General features: G+C 62.8%; 12 protein-coding genes. 5 read left to right on the plus strand and 7 right to left on the minus strand.

Translation table 11 applies throughout. The features are described 5' to 3' along the window. Window positions 1-30 precede the first annotated feature (30 nt). The 4 genes from RR928_RS17480 to RR928_RS17495 form a co-directional block, all read right to left on the minus strand. The gene (locus RR928_RS17480; RefSeq protein ID WP_332683522.1) at window positions 31-1584 is read right to left on the minus strand and encodes a methyl-accepting chemotaxis protein; all 1554 of its coding nucleotides are present in this window, start codon (window positions 1582-1584) and stop codon (window positions 31-33) included. Window positions 1585-2114: 530 nt separating this feature from the next. Further along, a complete protein-coding gene (locus RR928_RS17485; protein WP_332538875.1) occupies window positions 2115-2552 on the minus strand; it encodes a YeeE/YedE family protein in 438 nt (145 codons plus the stop codon). A gap of 11 nt (window positions 2553-2563) precedes the next feature. Further along, on the minus strand, window positions 2564-2998 hold the full coding sequence (locus tag RR928_RS17490) for a YeeE/YedE family protein (RefSeq protein WP_332683524.1): 435 nt from the start codon (window positions 2996-2998) through the stop codon (window positions 2564-2566). A 2-nt stretch (window positions 2999-3000) separates the two neighbouring features. Continuing rightward, window positions 3001-3321 (minus strand): metalloregulator ArsR/SmtB family transcription factor, encoded by a 321-nt coding sequence (locus RR928_RS17495; RefSeq protein WP_332538877.1) that lies wholly within the window; start codon window positions 3319-3321, stop codon window positions 3001-3003. A gap of 74 nt (window positions 3322-3395) precedes the next feature. Between RR928_RS17495 and RR928_RS17500 the strand changes: the two genes are divergently transcribed. Then, complete coding sequence (locus RR928_RS17500; protein ID WP_332548898.1) at window positions 3396-4274, plus strand: MBL fold metallo-hydrolase; 879 nt, start codon at window positions 3396-3398, stop codon at window positions 4272-4274. Between the two features lie 44 nt (window positions 4275-4318). On the opposite strand, the gene RR928_RS17505 is transcribed toward RR928_RS17500, so the two are convergent. The 3 genes from RR928_RS17505 to RR928_RS17515 all read right to left on the minus strand — a co-directional run bounded on the left by RR928_RS17505 (window position 4319) and on the right by RR928_RS17515 (window position 7804). Then, window positions 4319-5230 carry an AEC family transporter gene (locus RR928_RS17505; RefSeq protein WP_332683529.1) on the minus strand — a complete coding sequence of 304 codons (912 nt, stop codon included), beginning with the start codon at window positions 5228-5230 and terminating at the stop codon, window positions 4319-4321. Window positions 5231-5315: 85 nt separating this feature from the next. Next, window positions 5316-6098, minus strand: coding sequence for an IclR family transcriptional regulator (locus RR928_RS17510; protein ID WP_332538879.1), 783 nt, complete (start codon window positions 6096-6098; stop codon window positions 5316-5318). Next, a complete protein-coding gene (locus RR928_RS17515; protein WP_332538880.1) occupies window positions 6095-7804 on the minus strand; it encodes a sigma-54 interaction domain-containing protein in 1710 nt (569 codons plus the stop codon). The genes RR928_RS17510 and RR928_RS17515 overlap by 4 nt, the downstream gene beginning before the upstream one ends. A gap of 351 nt (window positions 7805-8155) precedes the next feature. Between RR928_RS17515 and RR928_RS17520 the strand changes: the two genes are divergently transcribed. The 4 genes from RR928_RS17520 (at window position 8156) to RR928_RS17535 (ending at window position 12141) form a co-directional block, all read left to right on the plus strand. After that, on the plus strand, window positions 8156-9007 hold the full coding sequence (locus RR928_RS17520) for an alpha/beta fold hydrolase (protein WP_332538881.1): 852 nt from the start codon (window positions 8156-8158) through the stop codon (window positions 9005-9007). 93 nt (window positions 9008-9100) lie between these two features. Then, complete coding sequence (locus RR928_RS17525) at window positions 9101-10003, plus strand: VOC family protein (protein ID WP_332538882.1); 903 nt, start codon at window positions 9101-9103, stop codon at window positions 10001-10003. A 43-nt stretch (window positions 10004-10046) separates the two neighbouring features. Continuing rightward, complete coding sequence (locus RR928_RS17530; protein ID WP_332538883.1) at window positions 10047-11273, plus strand: acyl-CoA dehydrogenase; 1227 nt, start codon at window positions 10047-10049, stop codon at window positions 11271-11273. An 85-nt stretch (window positions 11274-11358) separates the two neighbouring features. Further along, window positions 11359-12141 carry a 2-keto-4-pentenoate hydratase gene (locus RR928_RS17535; protein WP_332538884.1) on the plus strand — a complete coding sequence of 261 codons (783 nt, stop codon included), beginning with the start codon at window positions 11359-11361 and terminating at the stop codon, window positions 12139-12141. Window positions 12142-12233: the final 92 nt, after the last annotated feature.

Genomic DNA, 12233 nt, shown 5'->3' on the forward strand with positions numbered 1-12233 from the left:
CCGGCGCAAAGCGCTTGTGGCACCGCAAGACTAGGCAAGCCGCACGAATCCAGCCGCCCCACCGTCAATCTTGAATACGGCGACGGCATTCACCAGCTCTCTTGCCTGGCTGTTGAGGCTGCTCGCGGCAGCAGCCATCTCTTCCACCAGCGCCGCATTTTGCTGCGTGGCCTGGTCCATCTGCGTCACCGCTTCTCCGACCTGGCCCACGCCCGTACTCTGCTCGCTGCTGGCCGAGCTGATCTCGCCCATGATGTCGGTCACCTTGCGGATGGCGCTGACCACGTCCGTCATGGTCGCGCCGGCCTTGTCCACCAGCACGGATCCCTGCTCCACGCGCTCCACGCTGGCGGTGATCAGGCCCTTGATTTCCCTGGCCGCCTCGGCGCTGCGCCCTGCAAGGCTGCGCACTTCGCTGGCGACCACGGCAAAGCCACGGCCTTGTTCCCCGGCCCGTGCGGCCTCCACTGCAGCATTCAACGCCAGAATGTTGGTCTGAAAGGCAATCCCGTCGATGACACTGATGATGTCCGAGATCTTCTTGCTGCTGGAGTTGATGCCCTTCATGGTCTCCACCACTTCGGCGACCACGTTGCCACCGAGCACCGCCACCGTCGAGGCCTTGACCGCCATCTGATTGGCTTCGCGGGCATTGTCCGCGTTCTGGCGCACCGTGGAGCCCAGCTCTTCCATGGAAGCCGCGGTCTGTTCGAGGGCGGAGGCCTGCTGCTCGGTGCGCGCCGACAGGTCATTGTTGCCGGAGGCAATTTCCTGGGTGGAAACGCTGATGCTGCCTGCGCTTTTTTGCACATGCGCCACCAGATCGCGCAGCTTGTGCCGGGTCCGCAACAGTTCGGCCATCACGCCTTGCGGGGCGCCCGCCTGCGCCTGCGCAGAGGTCAAGTCTCCGTTGGCAAGTTGCTGCAGCGCGCGCCGTACGTCCGCCGGGTCCCCGCCCAACTCGCGCTGCACCGTGCGGCGCATGAGCACGACCAGCGCCATCGATGCCAAGGCGGCAACGATGGCCAGCCCCACGGCAATGGAGATCATGCGATCCGCGCGCTCGCGTGTGGCTTGCTGCGCGGAGAGTGCCTGCTCGCGCCCCGACGATATCTCGCTGACCAGCTTCTCGCGCAGTTGCCGCCAGGCAGGAGTTTCACCAACATTCAGCACCTTGATGGCCTCGGCGGGGTCGGACTTCACCAAGTCCAGCACGCGCTGTTGCTGAGCGACCTGATTTTCGCGCAAGGGGACCATGGCCTGCAGCCGCTTGCCCACTTCGGTGCCCTGCGCAATGCTGGCGGTCTGCGCTTGCGCCTTGTCGTAGGCCGCAGCCCCGGCGCTGAAATTCTCGTAGGCTTTCTTGTTGCTGGGGTCGAGCACCACATTGCGCAGGGCCTGGCCCGTCTGCAGGCCCTGTGCATACATTTCCGTCAGGCCGTTGGCGATGGCTTGCTCCGTCTGGATGTATCCGTCGAACTCGCTCTGCGTGCGCATCAGCCCCCACAGGCTCACGACCAACGCCGACACAAAAAGTGCGGCAGGAACCAGGGCACAAAGCAATAGCCGGGTATTAAATTTCATAGGTAGTTTGACTTGAAAATGCAGGCAAAGGCGGCCGTGGCGAGCACTGAAGGCATGGAGCGCTTGCCCCTGCCCTCTCTGCCGGGCGTCTTGGGATCATGGCCTTTCCACAGGAACGCAGATCATGGCCCACCGCGGTCGCCATGGCAGGGTTTCGGCTGTCGCTGTCGTTTTCCGGCTGCGCGCAGGTAAAAACCCCGTTGTGCATGCAGCCGACTTGCGCCCTGCTCCAGCCCGCCTGGGGGCCTCAGAATGCAAAGCCGCCCACTTTTTCAACCCAGACATTACCGCTCGCCGTGCACTTGGCTCTACAGAGAGCTCGCACCATTTATTTCGCGGCTTTTCGCCAGCAACCGCAAAAGCCATTGTCCGCACCGAATCTCATGGCGCGCGTCGAGACCCTACATGACCAGAACATGCGATGGGGGTGACGTGCATCTTCGAGCGAAGCATCGCAGGCGCAAACCGATAACCTAGAGGAATTGCGGTAGTTGCGAACGCGGCCACCAGCTGAGTATCAAGTCCATGGCTTAGGCTGCGCTCGCCTGGCGAGCCGACTTCCGGCGCTCAAGCAGCTCGAAGATGCCCATGCCGACGAGCATGGCCGTGACGAAAATGACGGCCTTGGCTTCGCCCACTCCCAGGGCCACCAGCGCGGGCCCGGGACAAAAGCCAGCGACACCCCAGCCAACGCCGAACAGCAGCCCGCCACCGATCAGGCGCCGGTCGATGTGACGGTCACCGGGAAGCTTCAGTTCTGCGCCCAGGAAGGAGCGCGTCCGGCGCGCGGCTACGGTGAAGGCGATGAGACCGACGCTGATAGCCCCGGCCATTACAAGTCCCAGGGACGGATCCCAGCGCCCAGCCAAGTCCAGAAAGCCGAGTACTTTCGCCGGGTTGGCCATGCCGGAAACGATGAGACCCATGCCGAACACGAGGCCGGCGAGAAGAGCGGTAAAGACGTACATGCGAAATTCCCTCAGATTCCAAGCAGGTGACGTGCGACATACACGGTGACAAAACCCGCGCCCATGAAGGCCAGCGTGGCCGCCAAGGAACGAGGCGAGAGGCGGGACAGGCCACAAACGCCGTGCCCGCTGGTGCAGCCCGAGCCATAGCGCGTGCCTATGCCGACCAGAAGCCCGGCGAGCACCAATGCGCCGGTTCCGGCGTCAATCTCGGGCCGCGGGAAGTCCGAAAACACCGCATAGGCCAGCGGTGCACCGACCAGGCCCAGGACAAAGGCCACTCGCCAGGCAATGTCGCCCTTGGCCGGCTTGAAGAGGCCACCAAGAATGCCGCTGATGCCCGCTATTCGGCCGTTGAGCAAAACCAGCATCGCTGCCGCGATTCCGATGAGCGCCCCGCCGGCAAGCGCTGACCAGGGGGTGAAAGAGCTCCAGTCGATAGTCATTTTCAGTCCTTGGGGCAGTAGAGGCGGTACAACACCGCGAGGATCTCGAGCAGCGCCGGGTCGGCGACGCGGTAGTAAATCTTCTTGCCTTGGCGACGCGTCTCCACCACGCCTTCCGAACGCAAGACGCCAAGCTGCTGGGACAAGGTGGGCTGATGGATGGCCAGGGCCTCTTCCAGCTCGCTGACGCACAGCTCGCCTTGGGACAGCTGGCACAGCAAGAGCAGCCTGTCCTGGTTCGCGAGCACCTTGAGCGCCGCAACGGCCTGGCCTGCCGCTGCGCGCAGTGCCTCGGGATCAATGATGAGAGGGGTGGTTGCCATGTGTCTGTGCAGTAACTTGACAACAATATATCAAATTATATAATCACCGTCAATATAATGACTGTGAGCCCCGCATGAACCGCGCCACCATTCAAGCGTTCTTCGACCCCAAGACCTGGACGGTCTCGTATGTGGTGGCCGATGCGGCGACCAAGCAGGCGGCTGTCATCGACCCGGTGCTGGACTATGACTTCAAGTCTGGGCATACCGGCACGCAGTCCGCCGACGCCGTGCTGGCCTATCTGCAGGCCAACCGCATGAGCGTGCAGTGGATTCTGGAGACCCACGCCCACGCGGACCATCTTTCCGGGGCCAGGTATATTCAGGACAAGATCGGCGGAAAAATCGCCATCGGTGAGCGAATCCGCGAAGTGCAGGCCACTTTCAAGCAGCTGTTCAACCTCGAGCGCGCATTCCTTCCGGACGGCAGCCAGTTCGACCACCTGTTCAAGGACGGCGAAGTCTTCAAGATTGGAGAGGTGGAGGCGACGGCACTGCTGGTGCCGGGTCACACCCCCGCAGACCTGGCGTACTTGGTGGAAGACGCGGTCTTCGTCGGCGACACCCTCTTCATGCCGGATGTCGGCACTGCCCGCGCCGATTTTCCCGGCGGGGATGCTCACACGCTCTACCGCTCAACAAGGCGCCTGCTTGATCTGCCGGCTGAAACGCGCGTGTTCGTGTGCCATGACTATCCGCCAAAGGGCCGCGATGTACAGTGGGAGACCACGGTCGCCAAGCAACGGGCAAGCAATGTGCACGTGCGCGATGGAATCGGCGAGGCTGAGTTTGTCGCAATGCGAACCGCCCGTGACGCGACGCTGGAAATGCCCATGCTCATCCTGCCTGCCATACAGGTGAATGTACGCGCCGGTCAGTTGCCTGCGGCAGACGACAACGGCATAGCTTATCTGCGCATTCCACTGAACGCGCTATCGAAGCGGACACAGTAGTTGCTGCAGTCCCGGTGAACCGCACCGTGTCCCGCGCAGGCTTCTCAAGGCGCAGGCACCAAGGCCAGTGCATAAGGCAGGCTCACCATGCCCAGCAACGTCGAGAGGGTGACCAAGCCCGCGACATACGGCCCGTTGTAGCCCATGCGCGCCGCCAGCACATAGCAGGTCGATGCCGTGGGCAGTGCTGAAAACAGCAGCAGGATCAATGCTTGCTCTGCCTGCAGGCCAAACACATGGATGGCAGCCAGTGCGACCAAAGGCTGGATCAGATGGCGAATCGCCAGCACTGCCACGCTGAGACGTTTGGCCTGGCTGAGCAAACCCAGTTGCATGCCTGCGCCCGCCGACATCAATCCCAAAGCAATCGACGCAGATCCTATGCGCGAGACAGGGGGTTCGAGCCATGCAGGCATGCGAAAGCCCAGCAAATTGGCCGACAGGCCGCAAACCGTTGCGACGATCAAAGGGTTGCGCACCATCTGCCCGACAAAGCTTTGCTTGCTCTCGCGTGCCATGGGCCAGACCGCGGCAATGTTGAACATGGGCACGCAAAAACCAATCAGCACCGAGATGAAAAACAAGCCTTGCGGGCCGCCAAGCCGGTCGGCCAGCGCCAATCCTATGAACGAGTTGAAGCGAAAAGCAATTTGCGCGGCGCTTGCATGGTCGCGGGTTTGCACCTTGCCGCGCAGACCGGGCCACCACGGCAGGCTATAGGCCAGTGCAATGCCCACCAGCCCCGCGCTCACACCCGCGGCAATCAGGCTGGACGTGGCCGCCCAGTCCAGCGGGCTTTTGACAATGGAGTGAAACAGCAGGACCGGAAACAGCAGGTAGTACACCAGTGCTTCCGCACCTTGCCACACGGGGCGATTGAGCGGCGTAAAGCGGCACAGCAAATAGCCCAGCAAGATGAGCGAAAAGTCTGGAAAGAGGAGTTGGGCAAAGTTCACAGTCGCCGAGGTTAACCGTTTTATGTCGCGCGGATTCTCCCGCAAGGCACTGGAGGCGCAGCGCCGTGCTGGCGGCGCTCGGCGTTCAGGACGCAGGCGCGCCCTGCGGCTGCGCCGCGGGATAGGCCTGGCGCTGGCGAATCTTCCACGCAGCTTCCTCCAGCACTTGCTTGATCTTGACCGGATCGGTTTTCTGGATGTTCTCGGGACTGTCCAGCAGGTTCAAGGCGGCGACATTGTCTCCTTCGGGGCTGAACACCGGGACGACGGCGGCGCCCAGGTTGGGCTCCAGCTCCCCCCACGACATGTAGAAACCGGATTTCTTCACCTGGTCCAGCTGCATGCGGAACTCCTCCCAGCTTGCGCCCATCCGGTGCGCCATGATCTCGGCCGCATGCGTCAGGTAGATCTGACGCTGCTGGTGGCGCGGCAGCCACGACAGCAAAATCTTCGAGCCGCCGGAGCGGAACATGGGTCGCTGTCTGCCGCGGCTGCGCGCCACGGACGTCGTAATGGGTTTGAGCGCGTGCACGCGGTGGATGTCGATGATCTGCTTGCGGTTGATGAGTACCGTCAACACCACTTCCCTGTCGGTCTTGGTGGACAGCTCATGCATGATCGCGTCGGCCGCGAGCAGTACGGGATCACTCTGGCGCAGCTGGTAATCCAGTTCGATGATGCGCGCGCCGAGCGCGTAGTTGCCCGCCGCGACTTTCTTGAGCAGGCCGAAATCCACCAGTTCCTTCATGTAGCGATAACCCGTGGCACGCGTGAAGTGCAAGGCATGGCAGATTTCGTCTGGCTGCCAGACGGGATGCTCGCTGGAAAAAAGCGAGAGGATGGAAAGGACTTTGGCGGGGCTGCTCATGGCGCATACGCAGGTAGTTGTGGCTCATCCATCTTCTTGAGGTGGTAGCTCAGCTGGGCGCGTGTCATTCCGAGATTGGCGGCGGCCAGCGTCAGGTTGTCGTTGTTGTGGCGCAGCGCCGCGCGCAGCAGCGCATCCTTGACGGCACTGAGACTGCCCACGCGATTCTGGATCACCTGCGAAGCCCAGTCATCCACCCCGCACCATGGGGGCGCGCACGAGAGGTCCATTGGCGGGCCGCTGCCGACCAGTGTCTGCACCTGTGGCAATCCGGCGGACTGCTCGGGGCGACACTTGTTCGCAATATTGCCCAGGTAAGCGGCCTGGATGGGCGTTCCATCGGGGCACAGAATGACGGCCCGCTCAAGCACATTTTCAAGCTCCCGGATGTTGCCCGGCCAGGCATGGTTGAGCAGGGCTTCGCGCGCCTGGAGGCTGCAGCGCAAGATCCGCTTGCCGTACTTGTGCGACAGCCTCTGGATGATGCCTGCGGCCAGTTCCGGAATCTCATTCCTGCGTTCGCGCAGCGGCTGGATGTACACCGGGAACACATTGAGCCGGTAATAGAGATCCTCGCGAAAGCGCCCGTCTTGCACCAATTGCTCGAGCCGCTCGTTGGTGGCGGCAATCACCCGGATATCGCAGCGCACGGTGGTGTTGCTGCCCAGTCGCTCCAACTCTCCGGTCTGCAGCACGCGCAGCAGCTTGCTTTGCGCGCCCGGGCTCAGCAGCGCGACTTCATCCAGAAAGATCGTGCCGCCATGTGCCTGCTCGAATTTTCCCTTGCGCGACAGCGTGGCGCCCGAGAACGCTCCGCGCTCCGCACCGAACAGCTCGGATTCAAACAGCTGCTCCGGTATGGCCGCGCAGTTGATCTCCACCCAGGGCTGTTTCGCGCGCAAGCTCATGGCATGCAATTCACCGGCAATCAGGCTCTTGCCTACGCCGCTTTCGCCGAGCAGCAGGATGGTCGCATCGGTGGGCGCCACCTGCCGCAGGATGGCCGCGATTTCCGAGCCTTCGCGCAGGATGCGCTGCGGCAGCCGCCGGGCCGGCGCCGCGCCTTGCGCAGGCGCCTGCCGGGCCGCGGACGCCGGCGCGGACGCGCCCTGCGCGCGCGGGCCTGCTGGCAGGTCGTGGTCTACATCCTGGGCATTGCGCGCCGCCCGCGCAAAGAACTGATGGATCACTGCGCCGGGCAGTATCTGGCGCGCATAGGTCACGTGGTAGTTCTGGTCGAAACGCTGTTGCAGAAAACCGGTCGCATAGCCCGTGAGCAGCCACACCAACGCATTCTCCTGCTGGACCAGACTTTCGGCGTCGGCGCACTGTGAGACATCCAGCACGCAATTCCATTCAATGCTGCCGTCCTGTGCGTCATCGCTGGTCAGGCGTTCGGGCGAGACCCTGCAGCCTTGCAGGTGGCTGCGCAGACTGTCGAGAAACGACTGCATCGGGTGCTTGCTCTCGGCCGTATCCATGGCTTCGCGGCGCCCCAGCAGCAAGCCGTGGCGTTTGAGCGACTGGCGCGTGCTTTCCTGTCCGAAGACGCGCAGCAACTCCTTGAACAGCAGGCCAAAGCCCTGTTGAACCTGCAGGTCGGCAAGCAGTTCACCGAGATCCAGCCCCGAGTTGCGTGCCCGGTCGCCGCGCACTCCAGCGCCAGGCTGCGCTTCGCCGGGGTCGCAGTTCGCTTCCAGATGCATGTTTGTCTCCTTGCACTTTTTATTGGAATGAACCGCATTTTCCTCAGAAAAAGGCGAGGAAGGTGAAACAAATTATCAATAGCCTGGAATTTATATTTTAAAAATCTCAATATTTGAGATTTATTCAACAAAATTCGAAGTTCAAATTCTGCGGAATTTTTAGCAATCAAAAAATTCCTTTGATTTCAATGACTTGCATTGGATGTTCTGAAAAAACAGAAAGTGGCACGCAGATTGCAACAGCAGGGGTGTCAGTCCCGGGAATGCCCCACTCCACCGGCTGCGCGGCAGCGGTTGAACGGGGGCTGATACGAGGGCGTTTCACCGACAAGCCATGCAAGGAGAACCCATATGGGTGCAATCACAGAAGCCTCTACCAGCAAGTTCATCGAGGTCGAGGAAGGCGAGATCAATGGCCGCATCCACGTCAACGACGCCGGCGACGGCCAGGAAGTCGTGATCATGTTTCACGGCTCCGGCCCCGGTGCCAGCGGCTGGAGCAATTTCCACCGCAATGTCGACGCTTTCGTGGACGCGGGCTACCGCGTGCTGCTGATTGACTCGCCAGGCTTCAACAAAAGCTATCCCCTGGTCACCGGCAGCCGCGATGGAGCCTACGCCCAGGCCGCCAAGGGCGTGATGGACAGGCTGGGCATCGCTAGGGCCCACATGATAGGCAACTCCATGGGTGGCGCCACCGCCATGCGCATGGCGGTCGACTATCCCGAGCGCGTGGACAAGCTGATCATGATGGGCGGTGGCTCGGTCGGCCCAAGCACCACCGTGCCCATGCCGACGGAAGGTCTCAAGCGCCTGCAAGGCCTCTATCGCGAGCCGACGATGGAAAAGCTGCGCCAGATGCTCGACATCTTCGTCCACGACCCGTCGACGCTCACCGAGGAGCTGATCAGCGGCCGCTTCGAGAACATGACGCGCCGCCCCGAGCATCTGACGAACTTCGTGCAAAGCCAGGCCCTCAGCGGCGGCCGCGCCAACTACAGCCACCTGCTGGCAAAGCTGACGCTGCCGACCCTGGTCATCTGGGGCCGGGACGACCGCTTCGTGCCGCTCGACATCGGTCTGCGCATGTTGTGGGGCATGCCCAACGCCGAACTGCATGTCTTCAGCCGCTGCGGCCACTGGGCGCAGTGGGAGCACGCCGACAGGTTCAACCGGCTGGTGCTGGACTTCCTCGCGCGCTGAGCCGCACCGCCAACCGCTTTCAGGCAGCAGTGCCGTTCGCCAGAGATGGTGGGTGGCGCCGGCCTTCCATAACAAAGAGACAAGGAGCTCAAATTGTCATCCATATCCAACCTCGGCTATGTCGTGATCGGCAGCCGGAAGATTGCCGAATGGCGAGATTTCGCGGTCGACATCCTGGGCCTGCAGGTCGGCCGCCACGAAGCCGGCAAGCTGCTGGCACTGCGCATGGACGAAATGCAGCAGCGCATCGTCATCGAGGAGGGTGACGAGGAGGATCTGCGCGCTGCCGGCTGGATGTTCCAGACCGCGCAGGGACTGCAGGCCTATGTGCAGCGGCTGCGCGAAGCCGGCCTCGCAGTGCAGGAGTGCTCGCCCGAACAGGCCGCCAACCGCCGCGTGGAAAAGCTCTACTGCTGCCAGGACCCCAACGGCTATGCGCTCGAGTTCTATTGCGGCGGCTATGTCGCGCCAAGCAACCAGCCGTTCAAGTCCGCGCTGCTGCGCGGGCCGGGCTTTCGCACCGGCGATCTGGGCATAGGCCACGTGCTGGTGCGCGCCAAGGACTATGCGCAGTCCATGGATTTCTACCAGAACCACCTGGGCCTGCGCCTGAGCGACATCATCCGCGGCGAGGTGCGCCCCGGCTACGTGGCCGAGGCCGCGTTCTTCCATACCGTGGGCGGACGCCACCACTCGCTGGCCACCGGCGCGGTGAACATTCCCAAGGTGCTGGGCCACTTGATGGTCGAGCTGTACAGCCTGGACGACGTGGGCATGGCCTATGACCGCTGCCGCCTCGCCGGTCTTCACTTTGCGCGTGAACTGGGCCACCACCCCAATGACCAGATGACTTCGTTCTACGTCGAAACCCCTTCGGGCTTTTCCATGGAGTGCGGCTGGGGCGGCCTGGTGGTGGAGGACGCCAACTGGACCGTCAAGACCTACAACCAATTCAGCGACTGGGGCCACGCCCGTCCCGGTCAGGCCGCGCGCTAGGCCCACCGCCAGCGCTCAAACAAACCATTCAAGGAGAATCATCATGTCCACCATCACCGACACCCCCTTCACCCAGAACAACGCGCCCAGCGCACAGGAACTGGTGGCCCGCGCCACGGCCTTGCTTCCCATGCTCAGGCAGAAGGCAGCCTCCGTGGAAGCCAATCGAATGGTTTCCAAGGAGACCATCCAGGCTTTTGTCGAGGCCGGGTTCTTCAAGATCCTGCAGGAAAAGCGCTGGGGAGGCTGGGAGCTCGATCCCAGCGTCTTCTGGCGCGTGCTGATGGAGCTGGGCCGTGGCTGCCCGAGCAGCACCTGGAACATGATGATTCTGGGCGTTCACCAATGGGAGTTCGGCCACATGGATCCGCGCGCGGCCGAAGATGTCTGGGGGCAGGACAACTCGGTCATCGTTGCCTCGTCCTACGGTCCCACGGGCCAATGCGAAAAGGTCGAAGGCGGCTACAAGCTCAGCGGCCAATGGAAATGCTCTAGCGGCACCGACCATGGACAGTGGGCTTTCGTCGGCGGGCTGGTGCGTGACGAGAACGGCGTCGCCGTGGACCGCATCGCGCTGCTGGTGCCGCGCACCGATTACAAGATCATCGACGACTGGTACGTTTTCGGCCTGGCCGGCACCGGCAGCAAGAGCCTGGAGATGCACGATGTGTTTGTGCCCGCGCACCGCACCCACAGCCTGTCGGCCTACCAGCTCAACGATCGCCCCTCTTCCTACCTCCACCCTTTCGGCACGATTTTCTGCGGCTCGGTGTCGGCGGCGCTGGTGGGCTTCGCGCAGGGCGCGATCGACACCTATGTGGAGCAGATGAGCACACGCACGCTCAGTGCCAACGTCAACATGAAGGCCGCCAATGTCAATCCCGCGGTGGGCGACCGTCTGGGCCATGCCGTGGCCAAGGTGCGCAGCTGCCGCGCCCGCCTGCTGCACCTGATGACCGAGTCGGCCGAGCATGTCTATCGCCGTGAGCTGGTGCCCGAGGACATGCGCCTGGGCCACATTCTTGACATCTCGCGCGTGGGCAACGAGTGCTCCGAAGCCGTGCTCAAGCTGTTCCCGGCACTGGGAGCGCGCGGACTGTACTCCGACAACCCTATGCAGCGCTTCTTGCGCGACATTCTGGCCGGCTCCAATCACATGACGCAGAACATCGACGATTCCGCCGGCTTCACGGGCGCCCGCCTGCTTGGCACCGCGCTGCCGCCCACCGCCTACGGCATACAGCGCAAGCCAGCGACCGACAAGCGCTGATCCAGCCCATGCCTGCTGCGTCCAGTCCATGCCAGCATCGGATGGACGCGAGCAGGCGGTCAGCCCCCGCTTTGAAAGACAGAACATGCACAGCAAGAACATCGAAAATGCCGCAGCGGCATTGCGCCAGGCCCGCGCCACGCGTGCCGCCATCGGCCGGGTATCGGCGCAGTACGGCATAGGCAACGTCGACGAAGCCTATGCCGTCGCCGAGCTCAATCGGCAGCTGAAGCTCGGGCAGGGACACCGCGTCAGCGGCAAGAAAATCGGCCTGACGTCCAAGGCCGTACAGGCCCAACTGGGCGTGGACCGGCCGGACTTCGGCTTTCTGTTCGACGACATGGAATATCTCAATGGCGATGTTCTTCCTGCCGGACGACTGATACAGCCCAAGGTCGAGGCGGAAATCGCCTTTGTCGTACAGCAAGGCCTGTCGGGTCCCAAACCCAGCTACGGCGAATTCCTGTCATCGCTGGCCTATGCGCTGCCGGCGCTCGAGATTGTCGACAGCGCCATTGCCGACTGGAACATCACGCTCATCGACACCGTGGCCGACAACGCCTCGTCGGCGCTGTATGTGCTCGGCGACCAGCCCGTGGCCGTGGACCAGCTGGCGCTGCAGGAGCTGGGCATGGTGATGGACAGGAACGGAACAACGGTATCGACGGGGGTGGGCGCGGCCTGCCTGGGCCACCCGCTGCGCGCCGCCTACTGGCTGGCGTGCGAAATGATGGCGCGCGGCCATGGCCTGCAAGCCGGCGAAATCATTCTTTCGGGCGCGCTGGGCCCCATGGTGCCTATCCAGGCCGGGGACCGTGTCGAAGCCCGCATCCACGGACTGGGAACGGTCCACTTCCAGCTCGATTGACCCAGCGCCTCCTTGCAAGCACGGTGAACTTATGAAAAAACTCAAGGCTGCCATCATCGGCAGCGGCAACATCGGCACGGACTTGATGATCA

It is taken from the genome of Comamonas sp., from assembly GCF_036666375.1.
Classification (GTDB): Bacteria; Pseudomonadota; Gammaproteobacteria; order Burkholderiales; family Burkholderiaceae_C; genus Comamonas.